Annotated in this window: 13 protein-coding genes and 1 tRNA gene; 9 read left to right on the forward strand and 5 right to left on the reverse strand. The window is 73.9% G+C overall.

Annotated elements, in window-relative coordinates; translation table 11 throughout:
• The first annotated feature begins 172 nt into the window (after nt 1–172).
• Complete coding sequence (locus ACFHW0_RS06530; protein ID WP_416606096.1) at nt 173–2,365, forward strand: PQQ-binding-like beta-propeller repeat protein; 2,193 nt, start codon at nt 173–175, stop codon at nt 2,363–2,365.
• 423 nt (nt 2,366–2,788) lie between these two features.
• Here ACFHW0_RS06530 and ACFHW0_RS06535 read toward each other — a convergent pair.
• The 4 genes from ACFHW0_RS06535 to ACFHW0_RS06550 all read right to left on the reverse strand — a co-directional run bounded on the left by ACFHW0_RS06535 (nt 2,789) and on the right by ACFHW0_RS06550 (nt 5,645).
• Nucleotides 2,789–2,863 (reverse strand) — tRNA-Arg (locus tag ACFHW0_RS06535).
• A 304-nt stretch (nt 2,864–3,167) separates the two neighbouring features.
• Entirely contained in the window at nt 3,168–3,860 is a 693-nt protein-coding gene (locus tag ACFHW0_RS06540) for a winged helix-turn-helix domain-containing protein (protein ID WP_416606170.1), read from the reverse strand.
• A 268-nt stretch (nt 3,861–4,128) separates the two neighbouring features.
• Nucleotides 4,129–4,791: a DUF305 domain-containing protein gene (locus ACFHW0_RS06545; RefSeq protein ID WP_416606097.1), complete on the reverse strand. Its 663-nt coding sequence runs from the start codon at nt 4,789–4,791 to the stop codon at nt 4,129–4,131.
• Nucleotides 4,792–4,799: 8 nt separating this feature from the next.
• Nucleotides 4,800–5,645, reverse strand: coding sequence for a DUF3105 domain-containing protein (locus tag ACFHW0_RS06550; RefSeq protein WP_416606098.1), 846 nt, complete (start codon nt 5,643–5,645; stop codon nt 4,800–4,802).
• Between the two features lie 100 nt (nt 5,646–5,745).
• Here ACFHW0_RS06550 and argS point away from each other — a divergent pair, with 100 nt between their 5' ends.
• The 6 genes from argS (at nt 5,746) to ACFHW0_RS06580 (ending at nt 16,405) form a co-directional block, all read left to right on the forward strand.
• On the forward strand, nt 5,746–7,410 hold the full coding sequence (gene argS, locus ACFHW0_RS06555; RefSeq protein ID WP_416606099.1) for an arginine--tRNA ligase: 1,665 nt from the start codon (nt 5,746–5,748) through the stop codon (nt 7,408–7,410).
• 117 nt (nt 7,411–7,527) lie between these two features.
• A complete protein-coding gene (gene lysA, locus ACFHW0_RS06560; protein ID WP_416606100.1) occupies nt 7,528–8,913 on the forward strand; it encodes a diaminopimelate decarboxylase in 1,386 nt (461 codons plus the stop codon).
• Nucleotides 8,914–8,921: 8 nt separating this feature from the next.
• Entirely contained in the window at nt 8,922–10,235 is a 1,314-nt protein-coding gene (locus ACFHW0_RS06565; RefSeq protein WP_416606171.1) for a homoserine dehydrogenase, read from the forward strand.
• Nucleotides 10,236–10,476: 241 nt separating this feature from the next.
• The gene (gene thrC / locus ACFHW0_RS06570) at nt 10,477–11,526 is read left to right on the forward strand and encodes a threonine synthase (RefSeq protein ID WP_416606102.1); all 1,050 of its coding nucleotides are present in this window, start codon (nt 10,477–10,479) and stop codon (nt 11,524–11,526) included.
• Nucleotides 11,527–11,741: 215 nt separating this feature from the next.
• Complete coding sequence (locus tag ACFHW0_RS06575) at nt 11,742–15,047, forward strand: efflux RND transporter permease subunit (protein ID WP_416606104.1); 3,306 nt, start codon at nt 11,742–11,744, stop codon at nt 15,045–15,047.
• Nucleotides 15,048–15,160: 113 nt separating this feature from the next.
• The gene (locus ACFHW0_RS06580) at nt 15,161–16,405 is read left to right on the forward strand and encodes an MFS transporter (RefSeq protein WP_416606106.1); all 1,245 of its coding nucleotides are present in this window, start codon (nt 15,161–15,163) and stop codon (nt 16,403–16,405) included.
• A 60-nt stretch (nt 16,406–16,465) separates the two neighbouring features.
• Here the strand turns inward: ACFHW0_RS06580 and ACFHW0_RS06585 are convergent, their stop codons facing one another.
• Nucleotides 16,466–16,996 carry a hypothetical protein gene (locus tag ACFHW0_RS06585; RefSeq protein WP_416606108.1) on the reverse strand — a complete coding sequence of 177 codons (531 nt, stop codon included), beginning with the start codon at nt 16,994–16,996 and terminating at the stop codon, nt 16,466–16,468.
• Nucleotides 16,997–17,135: 139 nt separating this feature from the next.
• On the opposite strand from ACFHW0_RS06585, the gene thrB reads away from it, so the two are divergent.
• Together thrB and rho are read left to right on the forward strand one after the other, a co-directional pair.
• Nucleotides 17,136–18,080, forward strand: a complete 945-nt coding sequence (gene thrB, locus ACFHW0_RS06590; protein WP_416606109.1) for a homoserine kinase — start codon at nt 17,136–17,138, stop codon at nt 18,078–18,080.
• A 297-nt stretch (nt 18,081–18,377) separates the two neighbouring features.
• Complete coding sequence (rho, locus tag ACFHW0_RS06595) at nt 18,378–20,573, forward strand: transcription termination factor Rho (RefSeq protein WP_416606111.1); 2,196 nt, start codon at nt 18,378–18,380, stop codon at nt 20,571–20,573.
• The last annotated feature ends 206 nt before the right edge of the window (nt 20,574–20,779 follow it).

The raw sequence follows: 20,779 nt of genomic DNA on the forward strand, positions 1-20,779 counted from the left end.
GCGAACATTTCTGCGGCGATGTTGACGATCCCCTGCAGAACCCGGCGAGATGTGCAGGAGAACGCTGGTTCGGCGGTCGGGGCCATGCCACACTCTCCGGCATTCCCCCGCCTGTCGGAAGGACCGGATCCCCATGCCATCGCCGACCGCCAACGAACCTGCACGTCTCCCGATGGACCGCCGCCGGCTGCTCGGCCTGGGCGTCGGCGCGGTCACCGCGGCGGCCACCGGCGCGGCGGCCGGCGCCGCGCCCGCGACCGCCGGCCGCCCCGGGCCCCGGCCCGGCGGGCCGTGGTCGCCGGGGTTCGCGCTGCTCGGCGACACGCAGATCGACGTGGACCTGCCCGAGCGGACCGAGGGCGTGCGCTGGACGTACGAGCAGATCGCCGCCCGGAACCCGGAGATCGTCTGCCACGTCGGGGACATCGTCGAGCACGGTTCGGTGGCCGAGTACGACACCTACCTCGACACCATCCCGGTGGCGCTGCGACCCCGGATCCGCCACGTGCCGGGCAACCACGACTGGCGGTGGGACAGCACCGCCGGCGAGCGGTACGGGTCGCTGTTCGGGCCGAGCCGGTACTCGTTCGACCACGACGGCCTGCACTTCGTCGCGCTGGACCCCAGCCACCTGCTCCAGGAGCCGGGCGGGTTCGGCGAGTCCGGCATCAGGTGGCTGACCCGCGACCTGGACCGGGTGCCGCGCGGCGTGCCGATCGTCATGCTCTGCCACTTTCCGTTCGGCGGCGACAACTACTACGTCTCCGACCAGGAGCGGCTGCTGCGGCTGCTCGACCGCTACGACGTGCGGGCCATGTTCGCCGGGCACGTGCACGCCGAGCAGGTGCAGCGGTTCAACGGGGTGACCCAGTTGGCGGTCGACGACACCCGGGGCTCGGCGATCTACTACTGGGTGCGGCGCGCCGACGGGCCCGACGGCCCGCTGCTGAAGGTCACGGCCGTGCAGCGGGCCGCCGACGGCAGCGCCGAGTCCCGGCCGGTGCTGGACATCCCGCTCGCCGGCCCGCGTACCGCCGCCGCGCAGCGACCGCAGGCGGTCTCGCTCGACCCGGCGGGCGCCACGCTGGCGGTGTCCGTGCGGCTCGCCCCGCACGCCCGCGCCGCCAACGTGAAGGCCCAGCTCTATCCGCAGCACACCTACGGGCTCAAGGACCCCGGCCAGTGGCGCAACCTGGCCTCCGACGGCGCCGGCCGCCGCTACACCGGTGGGCTGGACCTCACGTCGCTGCCGCCCGGCGAGCACCGGATGACCGTACGAGTCACCGACGCCGACGGCGCCTGGCACGAGCAGACCCGCACCTTCGGTCTCCCCGACACCGCCCGTCGGCTGCGCTGGAGCGAGCAGCTCGGCGCGCCGGTGCAGGCCGGCCTGGCGGCCCGCGACGGCCTGCTGATCGCGGCGACCACCGGCGGGGACGTCGTCGGCGCCCGACCCGCCCGCCGGGGACTGTCCCGGCGCTGGCAGACGCGCATCGGCGCGGTGCACGGCCGGCCGGCGTTCGCCCCCGACGGCAGGACCGTCTACGTCCCCTCCGACGACCACCGCCTCCACGCCCTCGACCCGGCCACCGGCCGGCGCCGGTTCACCCATGACGCCGGCGCTCCGGTGCTCGGCAGCCCGCTGGTCACCACGGTCGACGGTCGTACCGTGGTGGTGATCGCCGCCGGTGAGACCCGGCAGGCCGTCGACGCCCGTACGGGCGACACCGTCTGGCGGGTGGCAGGGAAGGGCATGTTCGCCGGGCGCGCCGCGAGCGACGGCACCCGGGTCTACGCCGGTGCGGGCGACGGCAACGTCTACGCCCACGACGCCCGCACCGGTGCCGTACGGTGGTCGTTCTCCACCACCACCCGCACCACCGCCTACAGCCGGCTCATCTACGGTCCCTGGGCGGACAACCTGGAGGTGCTGCCCAACGGGCTGGTCCTGGTGTCCACCGTGGCCAACGCGTTCGCGCTGGACCCGGCGACCGGGGAGCCCCGCTGGTCCGTGGCCGGCTCCTACGTCTACGCCCCGAAGCTCCTGCTGGACGACGGCGACGTGCTGATGTTCGACGACGGCGGTCGCACCGCCTCCCGGGTGGACCCGGCCACCGGCCAGGCCCGCTGGACGGCCGGGCTGGGGGCTCGCCCGGTCAGCACCGGCGCGGCGATCCACGACGGCGTCGCGTGGACCCCCACCACCACCGGCCTGCTGGTCGGGCTCGACGTCGCCACCGGGGCCGTCCGCTCCCGGTTGCAGCTCACCACCAGCGCCTACTGCTACAGCCCACCGGTCGTCATCGGCGACCTGCTGCTGGTCGGCGACCAGGACGGCTTCCTGCACGGCGTCGCCGCCGACTGACCCACGGTGGCGGCGCGGCACCGCCACCGGCAGGGCAGCCGTACGGGCGGCGGATGCGAACGCGGGGCGGCCCGGGTGGCAGCGTCACACCCGGGCCCCAGCGGTACGCGCCCATGTCGGCCCTGCCGCGCGGGCACCGCGCGTTCGGTGTTCGCGGGCGGGACGGGGGCGCCGCCCGGTCGGTGTTCGCGAACGGGGGCGCCGCGCGGCTCGGTGTTCGGACGGGGCGCCGGCCGGGCTCGACAGCGTGTGGCTCGGGCCGCCGCACCACTGCGGCGAACGCCCTCGCCCTGCTTCCGAACAGCGCGACGCCCGACGACACCTGTCGTCGGGCGTTTGCGTGGTCGTCGGAGTCGAGAAACCGGCGGGGAGAACGGTCGACCTCGGGTGGGCGACGCGCCGACCGGCGAGGTGGTGATGGTGTGGTGCCCCCGGCAGGATTCGAACCTGCGCCCCCGCCTCCGGAGGGCGGTGCTCTATCCCCTGAGCTACGGGGGCTCAGCGACTGGAGAAGACTAGCAAACGTCTTCCCCGAACGCCGAATCGGTATCCGGTGCCCGCCCTCGTGTCGCCCTGCCCGGTGCCGCCTGCGCCGCACGCCGCTCCAAGGTGAGGGCGGACGTCCTCGGGCGGCACGAGTGGAACCTCACGGTGGTGTCCCGTCGTCCGAGGCGACCATGGCGTTCCACCCGTCGTTGCCTGGCGGCCGCTTCGGCCGTCGCGCCGGGGCGGGCCGGCCCCGGCCCGGGCCGTCGCACGCGATGTCGGGCGTGTGGTGCGGGCGCCGGCGCTGTGGGTGGGGTCAGGCGGCGACGGCGCGGCCGCAGCTCGGCAGCGGGTGCAGCACGATGCGCCGGGGCAGGCGGCGGGGCCACTCGTTGCGGGGCCAGGAGCCGTCGACGATCAGGTGCACGGTCCGCTGCTCCTCGCCGCTGAGCCGCAGCACGAAGTCGCGGGGGAGCGGCGGGTCGACCGACGGGGTGGTGATCATGAAGCGCACGCGCCCGCGGGAGGAGACGGCGGAGATGACGTCCGCCGCGGGCATCGTGCCCCGCAGGCGTACGCGGCCGATCCAGTAGACCTCGGCGAGGTGTTCCTGTGCCGCCCGGGTGATGGCCGGGTACTCGCTGCGCACCCAGCGCTCCACCGCGCCGACGCAGAGACCGCAGGCCCGTTCCCGGGGCTCCCGTGGGCCCAGCCCCCAGGCCCGCAGGTACGCCCCGACCGCCCCGGCGTCCATGGGCGCCTCGAAGCGGTGCTGGATGAGGGCGTGCAGGCTCTGCCGCGTCCACAGCTCCTCGTCCAGGCCCAGCTCGTCGGGGTAGACGCCCCGCAGGACGTCGATGAGTTCGAGCTCCTGTTCGCGGCTGAGCGTTCCCGGCTCGCCCTGCCGCTGTCCGCGACGGACGGCTGCCACCGCCCCGTCACCGCCGATGGTGTGGCGCCGGCACCAGCTGGTGACCGAGCGCCGTGCGTCTCTCAGTGCAACCCCCACGTCCTGCGCAACGAGCCCGAATCGCAACTGGTCACGATATGTGTGGAGAAAACTCTCTTAGTGTCGGAATCGGTCGGATGACGCCTACGGTTTCTTACCTCTCAAAACGGACAGAGGTGCGGGCCGCTTCCGACGCCGCCCCGCACCGGCCGGGCGCCGAGCCGGCCCGCTTCGGCCTCGGGGCGGAACGGCGAGAGGTCCGCGGCGGCCGGGGCGAGCCGGCGGCGACGCGGACCTCTCGACGGACAGCGGTGCGGTGGACGCGGGATCAGCCGCCCAGCCGCTTCAGCGCGTTCTGGAGATTGGTGAGGTCGTTGCGCTGGGTGTTCTTCATGGTCTGCGCGGTCCTGACGACGTCGGGCTCGTCGCTGACCTCGAGGATCCCGTCGATCATGTGGATGCCGCCCAGGTGATGCTTGATCATCAGTTGCAGGAAGAGGACGTCCAGCTCCCGGCCCTCGGCCGCGTGCAGCTTCGCCATCTCCTCGGGGGTGGCCATGCCCGGCATCAGGCCGTTCCGGACCAGGCCGGCGCCGTCGGACATCCACGACATCGACGGCTCGCTGCCCGCCGGGTCGAGCCCCCACGAGCGCAGCCACGTGTGCATGGTGCCGATCTCGCCCTGCTGGGCGGTGGCGATGTCGCCGCCGATGCTGCGGACCTCCGGGTCGCTGCCCTCGTCGAAGGCGACCAGGCCCATCTCCACCGCCTGCGCGTGGTGGGTCAGCATATCCCGGGCGAAGCCCGCCTCCGCCGAGGCGTCGCCCGGCCGGGTGAGCCGGGGCGTCAACAGGCCACCGGCGTACCCGAGGAGCAGCCCGACCACGACGGCCAGGGCCAGCGCGGCCGTGCCCCAGCGGGCCGGCGACCGCCGCTCCTCCGGAGCCGGGCTGGCCGGCTCGCTGGTCGCGGTCATGGTCGGGATGCTCATCGCTCTCCTCAGCCCTGCGGCATCTGCTGGGCGTCGTCACGCGGCGCGGTGCCGGTGGCGGTGATGCCCTGGCTGCACAGCGCGGTCGGGCCCTCCACCGAGGCGTTGACCTTCAGCGTCTTGATGAACTCGTCGATCCGGCCGTCGTCGGCGTTGTCGACCTTGAGCTGGTAGCCCCAGGCCTGGAGCGAGATCGGCTTGTCCAGCCCCTCGAACGGGCTGAGCATCAGCTTCTCCTTGCCCCGCACCTTGTCGGCGAGCTTCGTCACCTGATCGGCGGGCAGGTCGGGGCGGTAGGTGATCCAGACCGTGCCGTGCTCCAGGCTGTGCACCGCGTGCTCGTTGGCGATCTGGGCCGGGTAGACGTCGCCCATGCAGTTCTGCCAGGCCGCGTTGTGCGGGCCGGCCACGGGCGGCAGCACCGTGTAGGTGATGGGCCCGGTCTTGTGGTTTCCGCCGGCCACGAGGTCCTTGTCCTTCTCGCGGTAGTTGACGATGCCATCGATCGCGTCCGCCCGGTCCTCCCAGGGCTTGGCGCCCTGGAACGTCGCCCAGGCGCCGTAGCCGATGATCGCCACGGCCAGCACACCCACGGCGACGAAGAGGGCGATGGGGCCCCAGGAGCGGCCCTGGCTCACCTTCACCGGGGTGACGGGCTTGCGGCCCTTGCCCCCGGCGCCGGGGCGGGGGCCCGTGGGCTTGCCGGACCCGGTCTTCGCGCCGGTGGACCCGGGCTTGGCGCCGCCGGACCCGGCCTTGGCGCCTGCTGCCGGCCGGCCCGCCGCCGGCTTCTTGCCGGTGCTGACCACGTTCGGGCGCCGCTCGGGGCCGCCACCCGGTGTGCTGATGCTCATCGTGCCTCGTCAGGTCGGTCGGTCAGGGGATCCGGCGGGCCGGTCTCACACACTGGGTCGCCGCCGCGGGTGCCGAGTCTACCCCCGATAACATGGATCGGTGACTCCCGCAGAACTCGCCGAGGTCGTCCTCGCCGCAGCCCACGCCGTCTTCACCGAGCGTGGCCTGGACCGCTCCGCCCTGCCGGAGCGGACGGCGGTCGAGCGACCCCGCAGCCCCGAGCACGGCGACTACGCCTCCACGCTGGCCCTCCAGCTCAGCAAGAAGGTGGGCGTCCCGCCGCGCGAGCTGGCCACGGCCCTCGCCGAGCAGCTCGGCCGGGCCCCGGGGGTCAAGTCGGTGGAGATCGCCGGTCCGGGCTTCCTCAACATCCGCCTCGACGCGGCCGCCGCCGGGCAGCTCGCCCGGGTGATCGTCGAGGCGGGCGAGGCGTACGGGCGCAGCGACCGGCTCGCCGGGCAGAAGATGAACCTGGAGTTCGTCTCGGCGAACCCGACCGGCCCGGTGCACATCGGCGGCGTCCGCTGGGCGGCCGTCGGCGACGCGCTGAGCCGGCTCCTGCGCGCCACCGGCGCCGAGGTCGGCACGGAGTACTACTTCAACGACGCGGGCTCCCAGATCGACCGGTTCGCCCGGTCGCTGCTGGCCGCCGCGAAGGGCGAGCCCGCCCCCGAGGACGGGTACGCCGGGGCGTACATCACCGAGATCGCCGACGCCGTCCGGGGTGTCCGCCCCGACGTGCTGGAGCTGGACGACGCCGCCGCCCAGGAGGTCTTCCGGGTCGAGGGCGTGCAGCTCATGTTCGCCGAGATCAAGTCCTCGCTGCGCGGCTTCGGGGTCGAGTTCGACACCTACTTCAACGAGAAGGACCTGCACGACCGGGGCGAGCTGGACCTGGCCCTCGATCGGCTGCGCGAGCAGGGCCGGGTGTTCGAGTCCGACGGCGCGACCTGGCTGCGCACCACCGACTTCGGCGACGACAAGGACCGGGTGCTGCGCAAGTCCAACGGCGAGTGGACCTACTTCGCCGCCGACTGCGCCTACTACCTGGACAAGCGGGAGCGCGGCTTCGAGCGGGTCGTGATCATGCTGGGCGCCGACCACCACGGCTACATCGGCCGGATGAAGGCGATGGCCGCCTGCTTCGGCGACGACCCGGAGCGCAGCCTGGAGATCCTGATCGGCCAGATGGTCAACCTGGTCCGCGACGGCGCACCGGTCCGGATGAGCAAGCGGGCCGGCACCGTGGTGACCCTGGAGGACCTGGTCGACGCCATCGGCGTGGACGCCTCCCGGTACGCGCTGGCCCGCTACTCCAGCGACTCCCCGATCGACATCGACGTCGAGCTGTGGACCCGGGCCACCCGCGACAACCCGGTCTACTACGTGCAGTACGTGGCGGCCCGGACGGCCAGCGTGGGCCGCAACGCCGCCGAGGTGGGGCTGACCCGGGGCGACGCCGAGGCGTTCCGGCCGGAGCTGCTCGGGCACGAGAAGGAGAACGAGCTGCTCAAGGCGCTCGCCGAGTTCCCCGCCGTGGTCGCCACGGCGGCGGAGCTGCGCGGCCCGCACCGGGTGGCCCGCTACCTGGAGGAGCTGTCCGGGGCCTACCACCGGTTCTACGACGAGTGCCGGATCCTGCCGCGCGGCGACGAGGAGACCACCGACCTGCACCGGGCCCGGCTCTGGCTCAACGACGCCACCCGCACCGTGATCGCCAACGGCCTGCGCCTGCTGGGCGTCTCGGCCCCGGAGAGGATGTGAGCGCCGTGCGAGCGCGAGGAGTGAGCTTGCGAGCCCCGCAGTCGCGAAGCGGAGACCAGGTGCGAGCGCGAGGAGTGAGCTTGCGAGCCCCGCAGTCGCGAAGCGGAGACAGCTGAGATGCGTGCTCACGAGGCCGGTGCGCTGCACGGTGACATCGGCGTCCGGGGGCCCGCGTGGCTGCGCCCCCCGGCCGACGTCAACGCCCTGGTGCCGCAGCTGTGGCCGCGCAACGTCATGCGCGGCGGCGACGGCGTGCTCGCCGTGGCCGGCCTCGGCGTCCGCGACATCGCGGCCGAGTTCGGCACCCCGGTGTACGTCCTCGACGAGGACGACCTGCGGTCGCGCGCCCGGGACTTCCGCGCCGCCTTCGACGGCGTCGACGTCTACTACGCCGGCAAGGCGTTCCTCTGCCGGGCCGTGGTCCGGATGATCGCCGAGGAGGGCCTGCACCTCGACGTGTGCACCGGGGGCGAGCTGGCCACCGCGCTGTCGGCCGGGATGCCGCCCGAGCGGATCGGCTTCCACGGCAACAACAAGTCGGTGACCGAGCTGAGCCGGGCGCTGGACGCCGGGGTCGGCCGGATCATCCTCGACTCGTTCGACGAGATCGGCCGGCTCACCGCGCTCGCCCGCGAGCGGGGCGTCCGCCCCCGGGTGATGATCCGGGTCACGGTCGGCGTCGAGGCGCACACCCACGAGTTCATCGCCACCGCGCACGAGGACCAGAAGTTCGGCTTCTCGCTCGCGGGCGGGGCGGCGGCCGAGGCGGCGTTCCGGGTGCTCGACGAGGGCGTGCTGGAGCTGCGTGGCCTGCACTCGCACATCGGCTCGCAGATCTTCGACGCCAGCGGCTTCGAGGTCTCCGCCCGCCGGGTGCTCGGCCTCCAGGCGCAGATCCGTGACGCGCGCGGGGTGGAGCTGCCCGAGCTGGACCTCGGCGGTGGCTTCGGCATCGCATACACGACCCAGGACGACCCGGCCGCCCCGCAGGACCTGGCGAAGCGGCTGCGCCGGATCGTCGAGGCCGAGTGCGCCGCCGAGCGGCTGGCGGTGCCGCACCTGTCGATCGAGCCGGGCCGGGCGGTCGTCGGGCCGGCCGTGTTCACCCTCTACGAGGTCGGCACGGTCAAGGACGTGGACGGGATCCGGACGTACGTGAGCGTCGACGGCGGGATGAGCGACAACATCCGTACCGCGCTCTACGACGCGTCCTACTCCGCGACGCTGGCGTCCCGGGCGTCGGCCGCCGAGCCGCTGCTCGCCCGCGTGGTGGGAAAGCACTGTGAGTCCGGGGACATCGTGGTGAAGGATGAATTCCTGCCCGCCGACGTGCAGCCCGGAGATCTTGTCGCGGTGCCGGGCACCGGCGCCTACTGCCGGAGCATGGCCAGCAACTACAACCACGTGCCCCGCCCCCCGGTGGTCGCGGTGCGGGACGGCCAGGCGCGCCTGATCGTCCGGCGGGAGACCGAAGAGGACCTGCTGGCATTGGATGTGGGATGACGTCACCTGTGCGCCTGGCGCTGCTCGGCTGCGGCACGGTCGGTAGCGAGGTGGTCCGGCTGCTGCACGAGCAGGCGGCCGACCTCGCCGCCCGGATCGGCGCCCCGCTGGAGATCGCCGGCATCGCCGTACGCCGTCTCGGCCGCGACCGGGGCGACCTGCCCGTCGACCCGACCCTGTTCACCACCGACGCGCTCGGCCTGATCAAGCGCGACGACGTGGACGTGGTCGTCGAGGTGGTCGGCGGCATCGAGCCGGCGCGGGGCTGGCTGGTGGAGGCGCTGCGGGCCGGCAAGAGCGTGGTCACGGCCAACAAGGCGCTGCTCGCCGAGGACGGCGCCGCCCTGCACGACGCGGCGGCCGAGGGCGGCGGCGACCTCTACTACGAGGCGTCCGTGGCGGGGGCGATCCCGCTGCTCCGCCCGCTGCGCGAGTCGCTGCACGGCGACCGGATCAACCGGGTCACCGGCATCGTCAACGGCACCACCAACTTCATCCTCTCCGCCATGGACGCCACCGGCGCCGGCTTCGCGGAGGCGCTGGAGGAGGCCACCGAGCTGGGCTACGCCGAGGCCGACCCCACCGCCGACGTGGAGGGCTTCGACGCGGCGGCCAAGGCGGCCATCCTCGCCTCGCTGGCGTTCCACACCCGGGTCGGCGCGGCCGACGTGCACCGGGAGGGCATCACCGAGGTCACCGCGGCCGACGTGGCCAGCGCCAAGGCGATGGGGTGCACCATCAAGCTGCTCTGCATCGCCGCCCGGGGTGCCGACGCCGCCGGCCGGGAGACGGTCAGCGTGCGGGTGCACCCGGCGATGATCCCGCTGGGCCACCCGCTGGCCAGCGTCGGCGACGCGTTCAACGCGGTCTTCGTCGAGGCCGAGGCGGCCGGGCCGCTGATGTTCTACGGCCGGGGCGCGGGCGGCGCGCCGACGGCCAGCGCGGTGCTGGGCGACGTGGTGGCGGTCTCCCGCAACCGGCTCGCCGGGGTGCGGTCGGCCAGCGAGAGCGCGTACGCCGACCTGGCGGTGCGGCCGATGGGGGAGGCGCTGACCCGCTACCACATCAGCCTCGACGTGGCCGACCGGCCGGGTGTGCTGGCGGCGGTGGCCGGGGTGTTCGCCCGGCACGACGTGTCGATCGCCACCGTGCGGCAGGGCCCGGCGGGCGGCGGCGCGGCGGGCCGGGGCGAGGACGCCGACCTGGTCATCGTCACCCACGTGGCGCCGGACGCGGCGCTCGCCGCCACCGTGGGGGAGCTGCGCGGGCTGGACATCGTCCGCTCGGTGGCGAGCGTGCTGCGGGTCGAGGGCGGGCTCTGAGCGGTCCGCTCGCGGGAGCGGGTCGGCTCGCGACCGCAGGCGTCGGGAGCCGGGCGGTGCCGGGTCGGCTGCGTGGCACGCACCGGTCGGTGCGGGGCCCGTGGTGCGGCCCCGGCGGGGCGTCCGCGTCCGCGTCTCGCCTGATGGTTAACTGCGGGTGCGGCGGCGGCGACGAGGCGAGACTGGTCCAGGCTGGAGGCGTGCCCGACTCGGCGGGGCGGTAGAGGCGAGGGAGAACGACATGTGGCGGGGTCTGATCGACGCGTACCGGGACCGGCTGCCGGTCACCGACGCCACCCCGGTCGTGACCCTGCACGAGGGGAACACCCCGCTGCTGCCCGCGCCGGTGCTCTCCGCCCGGCTCGGCTGCGACGTGCACCTGAAGGTGGAGGGCGCCAACCCGACCGGCTCGTTCAAGGACCGGGGCATGACGCTCGCGGTCTCCAAGGCGGTCGAGGCCGGCAACAAGGCGATCATCTGCGCCTCCACCGGCAACACCAGCGCCTCCGCGGCGGCGTACGCGGCCCGCGCCGGCCTGACCTGCGCGGTGCTCGTGCCGCAGGGCAAGATCGCGCTGGGCAAGCTGGCCCAGGCGCTCGTGCACGGGGCGAAGCTGCTCCAGGTCACCGGCAACTTCGACGACTGCCTGTCGCTGGCCGCCAAGCTCGCCCAGGACTACCCGGTCGCCCTGGTCAACTCGGTCAACATCGACCGGCTGCACGGCCAGAAGACGGCCGCGTTCGAGATCGTCGAGGCGTTGGGCGACGCCCCCGACATCCACTGCCTGCCGGTCGGCAACGCCGGCAACGTCTCCGCCTACTGGATGGGCTACTCGGAGGAGCAGCGGGACGGCAACGCCACCCGGGCCCCGAAGATGTACGGCTTCCAGGCGGCCGGCGCCGCCCCGATCGTCACCGGGCAGGTGGTCCGCGAGCCGTCCACGATCGCCACCGCCATCCGGATCGGCAACCCGGCGAGCTGGACGAGGGCGCTCGACGCCCGGGACTCCTCGGGCGGGCTGATCGCCGCCGTGACCGACCGGGAGATCCTGGCCGCGTACCGGCTGCTGGCCCGCGAGGTCGGGGTCTTCGTCGAGCTGGGCAGCGCGGCCAGCGTGGCCGGCCTGCTCCAGCAGGCCGCCGCCGGTCGGGTCCCGGCCGGCTCGACGGTGGTCTGCACGGTCACCGGCCACGGCCTGAAGGACCCGGAGTGGGCCATCTCCACCGCGCCCGTGCCCACCACCATCGCCAACGATCCCCTGGCCGCCGCCCGCTGCCTCGACCTCGCCTGAGTCGCCGGCGGATCGGGCGGACCGGTCAGGCGTCGTAGCCGACCGTGAGCCGGTCGGTGGTCGGGCTCCGCCGGCCGAGGTCGACGGGGGAAACCGGCGCGGCGGAGGCGAGTCCTGTGCATCGGACTCAGGCAGGGCCGGCCGGGGCCGGTCCGGCCGGGTGGGGGAGAATCCGTACCCCCGCCAATCGCCTTTTCCAGGAGTGAGTCACGCCGATGTCGCTGCTCGCCAGATTCAGCCTCGCCAACCGAGGGCTGATCGCCCTCATCGCGGTGGTGACCACGCTGTTCGGGGCGTTCGCCGTACCGTCACTGAAGCAGCAGCTCCTGCCGTCGCTGGAGTTCCCGGCGGCCTTCATCGTGGCGGTCTACCCCGGTGCCGGGCCCGAGGTCGTCGAGTCGCAGGTCACCGAGCCGATCGAGAACGCCCTCCAGGGCATCCCCGGGCTGGACCAGGTCACCTCGACCTCCCGCGAGGGCTCCACGACCGTCCAGGTCCAGTACGAGTTCGGCACCGACCTGGACGACGTGGTCAACAAGATGCAGACCGCGCTCAACCGGATCGACGCGCAGCTGCCCGAGGGGGTCGACCCGCAGGTCATCGCCGGCAGCACCGACGACCTGCCCGCGGTGGTGCTCGCCGCCTCCGGCGGTGACGACCAGCGCGTCCTCGCGGAGAAGCTGCGCGCCACGGTGGTGCCCGAGCTGGAGGCGATCGAGGGGGTGCGGACGGTCGACCTGACCGGCGCCCGCGACGACGTCGTGGTGGTCACCCCGGACCCGGCCAAGCTGGCGGCGGCGAAGCTCCAGCCGACCGCTCTCGGCGCGGCGTTGAAGACCAATGGCGTGACGGTGCCGGCCGGTGCCGTGACCGATGGCACCCGCGCCCTCCCGGTGCAGGTCGGTACCCGGCTCGCCACGCTGGACGACCTGCGGGGCGTCGTCGTCGCGCCGGCGACGGGCCGGTCGGCCCCGGTCCGCCTCGGCGACGTGGCCACCGTCGAGCAGCAGCTCGCCCCGGCCACCGCGATCACCCGCACCAACGGCAAGGACAGCCTGGGCATCGCGATCACCGCCTCCCCGGACGGCAACGCGGTGGAGATCTCCCACGAGATCCGTGACCGCCTCGCCGAGCTGCGGGAGGCCTCCGGCGCCGAGCTGACCGTCGTCTTCGACCAGGCGCCGTTCGTCGAGAAGTCGATCGAGACCCTGACCACCGAGGGCCTGCTGGGCCTGGTCATGGCCGTCGTGGTCATCCTGGTCTTCCTGCTGTCGATCCGCTCCACGGTGGTCACCGCGGTCTCCATCCCGCTCTCGGTGGTGGTCGCGCTGATCGCCCTCTGGATCGGCGACTACTCGCTCAACCTGCTCACCCTCGGCGCGCTCACCATCGCGGTCGGCCGGGTGGTCGACGACTCGATCGTCGTGCTGGAGAACATCAAGAGACACCTGGAGTACGGCGAGCCGAAGCGGGAGGCGATCCTCGCCGCCGTCCGCGAGGTGGCCGGGGCGGTGACCGCGTCCACCCTCACCACGGTGGCCGTCTTCGCGCCGATCGCGCTGGTGGGCGGCTTCGTCGGGCAGCTCTTCGCGCCGTTCGCGATCACCGTCACGGTGGCCCTGCTCGCCTCGCTGCTGGTCTCGCTGACCGTCATCCCGGTGCTCGCGTACTGGTTCCTGAAGCCTCCGAGCGGCACGTCGGACGACGCCGCGCTGCGCCGGGCGGCGGAGGACAAGGAGCTGCGCAGCCCGTTGCAGCGGGCGTACCTGCCGGTGATCGGGTTCGCCACCCGCAAGCGGGCCACCCGGTGGATCACGCTGGGGCTGGGCGTGCTCGTGTTGTTCGGCACCTTCGGCCTGTCCCGGCAGCTGGAGACCAACTTCCTCGACGACTCCGGCCAGGACACCCTGAGCATCACCCAGGAGCTGCCGGCGGGCACCGGCCTGGTCGGCACCGACGCGGCGGCCAAGCAGATCGAGGCGGTGCTGGAGCGCACCGAGGACGTCGAGACGTACCAGGTCACGGCCGGCGGCGGGGACAACCCGTTCGGCGGCGGCGGCAACAACGTCGCCAACTGGTCGCTGGCCCTCGGCGACGGCACCGACGCCCAGGAGATGCGGGAGAAGCTGCGCCGGGAGTTCGACGCGCTGGGCCCGGCCGTCGGTGAGGTCAGCTTCGGCGCCGGTCAGGGCGGGGCGGCGGCCAACCAGATCGAGGTGGTCGTGCAGGGCGCCGACCCGGAGGCGCTGACCCGGGCCGCCGAGGAGGTCCGGTCGGCGATGGCCGGGCTGGCGGGCGTCGAGGACGTCTCCACCAGCCTCGCCACCCGGGTGCCGCGCGTCGACGTCACCGTCGACCGGGTCGCCGCCGGTCGGGTCGGGCTCACCGAGGCCGCCGTCGGCCAGGTGGTGGCCCAGGCGTTCCGGGGCTCGCCCCTGGGGCAGGTCACGCTCGGCGACGGGCAGCGGGACGTGGTGCTGCGGTTCGCGGGCAAGCCGCCGACCACGGTGGAGGAGCTGCGCGCGATGCCGGTCGGGCCGGTGAAGCTCGACGACATCGCCGACGTCACCCAGACCGAGGGCCCGCAGCAGGTGAGCCGGATCGACGGCGAGCGCAGCGTCTCCGTCACCGGTACGGCCACCGGCTCGAACCTGGGTGCCATCACGCAGGAGCTGCAGAAGAAGCTGGACGGCATCGACGTGCCGGGGGCGACCTTCGCCATCGGCGGCGTCAGTGCCGACCAGGAGGAGGCCTTCGCCGACCTGGGCCTGGCCGTGCTCGCCGCCATCGCGATCGTCTTCCTGATCATGGTGGCGACGTTCCGGAGCCTGGTCCAGGCGCTGATCCTGCTGATCTCCATCCCGTTCGCGGCGACCGGCGCGATCGGCCTGCTGCTCGCCACCGGCACCCCGCTGGGCGTGCCGGCGTTGATCGGCGTGCTCATGCTGGTCGGCATCGTGGTGACCAACGCGATCGTGCTGCTGGACCTGGTCAACCAGTACCGGGCCCAGGGCATGGGGGTCCAGGAGGCGGTGGTCGAGGGCGGTCGGCGCCGGCTGCGACCGATCCTGATGACCGCGGTCGCCACCATCTTCGCGCTGCTGCCGATGGCGCTCGGCCTCACGGGGGAGGGCGGCTTCATCTCCAAGCCGCTGGCGATCGTGGTGATCGGCGGGCTGCTCAGCTCGACCCTGCTCACCCTGATCCTGGTGCCGACGCTCTACGCCATGGCGGAGAACACCAAGGAGTCGTTCCGCTCCCGGCGGGCCCGCCGCTCCGGCGGGGTGGCCCCGGCCACCGGCACGGGCGACGGCGGGCCGGCCGGCGACGACGGCGGGGCGCCCGCCGCCGAGCCGGTCCCGGTGCCCGCCGCGGGTGCCCCGTCCACCGCCGGCGCGGACGCCGCCGGCGCCCCGGCGTCCCGGCCGACGCCGTCGGGCGCGCTGGTGGACGGCACCGACCAGTTCGAGGTGCTGCGGCTGCCGAAGAGCCGCACGTCCCCGCTGCCGCCGACCGAGTAGCGGTACGTCCGCGAACGCCCTCGACGGGTCCCACCCGCCGGGGGCGTTCGCGTTCGGTCAGGTACCCGCCGTACGCCCGGCCCGCCGGTCGGCGCCGGGTAGGGTATCCGGACGTGCCGTCCACCGTCTCGGTTCTCACCCGCAACCGGAACTTCCGCAATCTCTTCCTGGCTGAGCTGGTGGTCTTCGGCGCCGACTGGTTCGTCATGGTGCCGCTGCTCGTGCTGCTGCCGGACCTGACCGGCAGTGGCGTGTGGGGCGCGCTGGTGCTCGCCGTCGACACGGGGATCGTGGCGCTGCTGCTGCCGTACACGGGCACGATCGCCGACCGGTTCGACCGACGCAAGATCATGATCATCTCGAACGTCGCGGCCCTGCTCGGCGTGCTGCTGCTGCTCGGGGTGCGCAGCGCCGGGACCGCCTGGTTGGCGATGGCCGGGATCGGTGTGGTGGCGGTCGCCAAGGCGTTCTACTCCCCGGCTGCCCAGGCGGCCCTGCCCAACGTGCTCGACCCGGACGAACTGGCCGCCGGCAACGCCGTCGCGGGGTCGGCCTGGGGCACCATGACCGTCGTCGGCGCCTCCCTGGGCGGCGTGCTCAGCGCCGCCGTCGGCCCGTACGCCTGCTTCTGGGTGGCGGCGGTGGGCCTGGTGGTCGCCGCGGGCCTGGCCACGCTGATCCGCCGGCCGTTGCAGGCCCCCCGCGACGCGGCCGTGCCGGCGCAGCGCACCTGGCCGGCGATCCGGGAGGCGCTGGGCTACATCGGGCACCGGCCGAGGGTGCTGGCGCTGGTCACCGTGAAGTCGGCGGTCGGCCTCGGCAACGGCGTGCTGACGGTGTTCCCGCTGCTCGCGGCGGTGTACGGCGTGGGCCCTGTCGGCACCGGGCTGCTCTTCGCGGTCCGCGGAGCGGGGGCGCTGGTCGGGCCGATCCTGATGCGCCGGGTGCTGACCAACCGGGCCTGGCTGCTGCCCGGGCTGGCGCTGTCGATGTCCCTCTACGGCCTGGCCTACCTCGGCACCTCGGTCGCCAACTGGTTCCCGCTGGTGCTGGCCCTGGTCTTCGTCGCCCACTTCGCGGGCGGCAGCAACTGGGTGATGTCGAACTTCGCCCTCCAGGGCGAGGTGCCGGACCGGCTGCGGGGCCGGGTCTTCGCCACCGACATGATGCTGGCGACCCTGGCCGTCTCGGTCAGCCAGCTCGCCGTGGCCGCCGTGGTGGACACCGTGGACGAGCGGGTGGTGCTGGCCAGCTGCGGCCTGGTCACGGTGGTCTACGCGATCGGCTGGCGGATCGCCACCCGCCGGCTCTCGCTCACGGACCCGGCCGCGCAGCCGGCCCCGATCGCCGCCCGCTGACCCGGCGGCGGCCAGTCTGGGCGCCGCGCGCCCGCAAGCCGCCCGCGGACCCGCCGGGGATCAGGGTCGACCCGTGCCGGCGCCCGTCGGCGCGTCCGGCCGGGACCGGCCGCCCCACTGCGCCGGCACGTCGGCGCCGCCCTCCACGGTCCACCCCGGGCCCGTCGGCGGCGCCGGCTGGGCGGCGGGCGCCGGCGCGGTGGTCGGCACCGGACCGTCGTCGGCGAGCGGTCGTCCGCCGAACGGGCCGGCCTCCGCGCCGCCCGCCCGCCGCCCGACCAGCACCGCCGCGATCAGCAGACCCGTCCCGATCGGGTACGCCAGGGCCTGCACCCCGCCGTAGGCCAGGTTCATCAGCCGGAAGTTCGAGTACCCCCAGTCGAAGCTGAACGCGCGGGGGAGCAGCAGGGACCAGGCCATGTTGAGCAGCGCGCTGAACAGCAGCACGCCGAGCCCGGACAGCGCCAGCAGCCGGGGCTTCCGGGGCAGTCGCTGCCCGGCCGTCGCGGCCAGTACGAGGCCGGCCAGCAGCACCAGCACCGTGGGCGCCTCGAAGACGACCGCCGTCGCCACGTACCCGAGTTCGCGCATCCCTGCCTCCAGCCGCCGTCGGTCGGGCCAGGCTAACGGACCGGCGGTGCCACCACCGCCCGGTGACGAGGCCGTCCGGCCCGGTCCCATCCGGCGGGCGGAGATCGGCCCCGTCGGTACGCGGCCCTACCATGAGCCCGTGCCGACGAACTTCATCTCCGGCCCGGTCCGGGTCCGGGTCTCCGCCACCAGCGCCAACCTGGGGCCGGGTTTCGACGCCCTGGGGCTCGCCCTGGCGCTGCACGACGACGTGGCCGCCGAGGTGACGGCGGGGGGCGTCACGGTGACCGTGGCCGGGCAGGGGGCCGGGGAGCTGCCGGCCGACGACCGGCACCTGGTCGTCCGGGCCATGCGGGCGGCCTTCGACGGGCTCGGCGGGCAGCCGCCCGGGCTGGCGGTGGAGTGCGTGAACCGCATCCCGCAGGCCCGTGGGCTGGGTTCCTCGTCCGCGGCGATCGTCGCCGGCGTGCTGCTGGCCCGCGCGCTGGTCACCGACGGGGAGGCCCGGCTCGACGACGCCGCCGCGCTGCGCCTCGCCGCCGAGATCGAGGGCCATCCGGACAACGTGGCGCCGTGCCTGCTCGGCGGCTTCACCCTGGCCTGGACGGAGCCCTCCGGTGCCCGGGCGGTGTCGCTGCCGGTCGCCGACGGCGTACGACCGACGGTCTTCGTGCCGGCGGAGCGCGGCCTGACGGCGACCGCGCGGGCCGCGCTGCCGGCCACCGTGCCCCACGGCGACGCGGCGCTGAACGCCGGCCGCGCCGCGCTGCTGGTGCACGCGCTGACCGCCGACCCGGGTCTGCTCCTGCCGGCCACGGTCGACCGGCTGCACCAGGACTACCGCGCCGACGGCATGCCGGGCAGTGCCGCTTTGGTAGAAGCGCTGCGTGAGGCCGGTGTGGCCGCCGTGATCAGTGGTGCGGGCCCGACCGTCCTGGCCCTGACCGCCCCGCCCGAGGGCTTCGACCCGGGAACAGGTTGGGAGGTCTGGCGGTTGGATCCAGACGGGCGCGGAGCACAGGTTGCCCGGGGTAGACTGGGACACGCAGAGCGGGACCCTGTTGCCGCAGGTCGGAAGAGTTGATTACGCTCTAGACTTAGCACAGCCGCGAAGCATGCGATCTCCCTGCGGGTCGGCGCACCCCCGAAGCTTTCGGCGGTCAGCCCGTCACCCCTGCCTAGGCCCACGCCGCACCGCAGTCTTCACAGGTCGCCGCAGACGGCGAGACCTGCTCACCGACGTCCGGTGAGTCGGGAAACCGACCGGCTGCTGTGCTACAGACTCCCGCGACGCGTCCATGCGAGGCGGGTGCACCGAGGCCGCCCGGCCACCTTGCTTTTCGACTCCGGGCAGTCCCGGCCTATCGAGGGAAGGAATCCATTGAGCGACACCACCGACGTGACGTCGGATGTTTCCAACGTCGCTGGCGATGCCACCACCGCCGCCGCCCCCGCCCGTCGTCGGCGCAGCGGCACCGGCCTGTCGGCGATGCTGCTGCCGGAGCTGCAGAGCCTGGCCGCGTCGCTCGGCATCTCGGGCACGGCCCGCATGCGCAAGGGCGAGCTGATCAGCGCGATCTCCGAGCGGCAGGGCGGCGCCGCCGCCGGGACCCCTCGACCGCGGGCCGAGGCCGCTGCCGCTCCCGCCCGTGAAGAGGCCCACGCCGAGGTCCGCGAGACCACCGAGCGGCCGGCGGCCGGGCGGCGCACCGCGGCGCAGGCTCCGGCGGAGCCTGCGGCGGCCGAGACCGAGCCCCGTGGCCGGACCCGGCGCAGCCGGGCCGCCACCTCCGAGGCGCGGGCCGCGGAGGCCCGTCCGGCGGAGGCCCGTCCGGCGGAGGCCACCCGCCCGGTGGAGGCCCGTCCGGCGGAGACGCGTGCGGACGAGGCCGAGGCCGGCGAGCGTGCCGACCGTGGCCGCGAGCGCGGTGACCGTGCCGAGCGGGGCGAGCGTGCGGAGCGCGGTGACCGTGCCGAGCGGGGCGACCGTGCGGAGCGCGGTGACCGTGCCGAGCGCGGCGACCGTGCCGAGCGCAGTGACCGTGCCGAGCGCGGCGACCGTGCCGAGCGCGGTGACCGTGCCGAGCGCGGTGACCGTGCCGAGCGCGGCGACCGTGTGGAGCGCGGTGACCGTGCCGAGCGGGGCGACCGTGCCGAGCGTGGTGACCGTGCCGAGCGCGGCGAGCGCAACGAGCGGGGTGACCGCGGCGAGCGTGCGGAGCGTGGTGACCGCAACGAGCGTGCCGAGCGGGGCGACCGCGACCGCAACGAGCGCGGCGACCGGGGTCAGCGCGTCGAGCGTGACAACGACGACGACGACGAGAGCGGTGGCCGGCGTGGCCGGCGCAGCCGCTTCCGGGACCGCCGCCGTGGCCGCGGCGAGCGGGCCGAGGGCGGCGGCGACGGTGGGCGCGACGGCGGGCGCGAGCCGCAGGTCGGCGAGGACGACGTGCTCGTCCCGGTGGCCGGCATCATCGACGTGCTCGACAACTACGCGTTCGTGCGGACCACCGGCTACCTGGCCGGCCCGAACGACGTCTACGTCTCCATGTCGCAGATCAAGAAGTACGGCCTGCGGCGCGGCGACGCCATCACCGGTGCGGTGCGCGCCTCGCGCGACGGCGAGCAGCGGCGGGACAAGTACAACCCGCTGGTGCGGCTGGACACCATCAACGGGATGGAGCCGGACGAGGCGAGGCGCCGGCCGGAGTTCTACAAGCTCACCCCGCTCTACCCGCAGGAGCGCCTGCGGCTGGAGACCGAGCCGCACATCCTCACCACCCGGGTCATCGACCTGGTCATGCCGCTCGGCAAGGGCCAGCGCGCGCTGATCGTGTCGCCGCCGAAGGCGGGTAAGACGATGGTGCTCCAGGCCATCGCGAACGCGATCACGCACAACAACCCGGAGTGCCACCTGATGGTGGTGCTGGTGGACGAGCGGCCCGAAGAGGTCACCGACATGCAGCGGTCGGTGAAGGGTGAGGTCATCGCGGCGACGTTCGACCGTCCGCCGCAGGACCACACCACGGTGGCCGAGCTGGCGATCGAGCGGGCGAAGCGCCTGGTCGAGCTGGGCCACGACGTGGTCGTGCTGCTCGACTCGGTGACCCGCCTCGGTCGCTCGTACAACCTGGCGGCGCCGGCCAGCGGCCGGATCATGTCGGGTGGTATCGACTCGACCGCGCTCTACCCGCCCAAGCGCTTCCTGGGTGCGGCCCGCAACATCGAGAACGGCGGCTCGCTGACCATCCTCGCCACCGCGCTGGTGGAGACCGGGTCCATGGCGGACACGGTCATCTTCGAGGAGTTCAAGGGCACCGGCAACGCGGAGCTGAAGCTGGACCGGAAGATCGCCGACAAGCGCATCTTCCCGGCCATCGACATCCACCCGTCCGGTACGCGCAAGGAGGAGATCCTGCTCGCGCCGGAGGAACTGGCCATCATCCACAAGCTCCGGAAGGTCCTGCACTCGCTGGACTCGCAGGCGGCGCTGGACCTGCTGCTGGACAAGCTCAAGCAGACCCGCACCAACATCGAGTTCCTGATGCAGATCGCCAAGTCGACGCCGGGGGAGTGACCCTCCCCGGGTGAGACAGCGAGAAGGGCACGGCCACGAGGCCGTGCCCTTCTCGCGTCCCTGCCTCCGGTTCCGTCCAGTGCTCCGGTGCCGCGTCCACAGACGGGCCGCCCGGAGCGATCCGCCTTGCCGGCCCGGGTTGGTGACGATCGGTGACGTCTGTCTCGGAGCGGCTCCGAAGTGACTCTGCGTGGTCGAACCTGGTC

The sequence above is a fragment of the Micromonospora sp. LOL_025 genome, assembly GCF_048060285.1.
Taxonomy (GTDB): Bacteria; Actinomycetota; Actinomycetes; order Mycobacteriales; family Micromonosporaceae; genus Micromonospora.

Excerpts from the sequence above, each read along its gene's own strand:
- ACFHW0_RS06530 (WP_416606096.1), top strand. The coding sequence starts at position 173 with ATGGACCGCCGCCGGCTGCTCGGCCTGGGCGTCGGCGCGGTCACCGCG.
- ACFHW0_RS06545 (WP_416606097.1), bottom strand. The coding sequence starts at position 4,791 with ATGAGCATCCCGACCATGACCGCGACCAGCGAGCCGGCCAGCCCGGCT.
- ACFHW0_RS06550 (WP_416606098.1), bottom strand. The coding sequence starts at position 5,645 with ATGAGCATCAGCACACCGGGTGGCGGCCCCGAGCGGCGCCCGAACGTG.
- lysA (WP_416606100.1), top strand. The coding sequence starts at position 7,528 with ATGCGTGCTCACGAGGCCGGTGCGCTGCACGGTGACATCGGCGTCCGG.
- thrC (WP_416606102.1), top strand. The coding sequence starts at position 10,477 with ATGTGGCGGGGTCTGATCGACGCGTACCGGGACCGGCTGCCGGTCACC.
- ACFHW0_RS06575 (WP_416606104.1), top strand. The coding sequence starts at position 11,742 with ATGTCGCTGCTCGCCAGATTCAGCCTCGCCAACCGAGGGCTGATCGCC.
- ACFHW0_RS06585 (WP_416606108.1), bottom strand. The coding sequence starts at position 16,996 with ATGCGCGAACTCGGGTACGTGGCGACGGCGGTCGTCTTCGAGGCGCCC.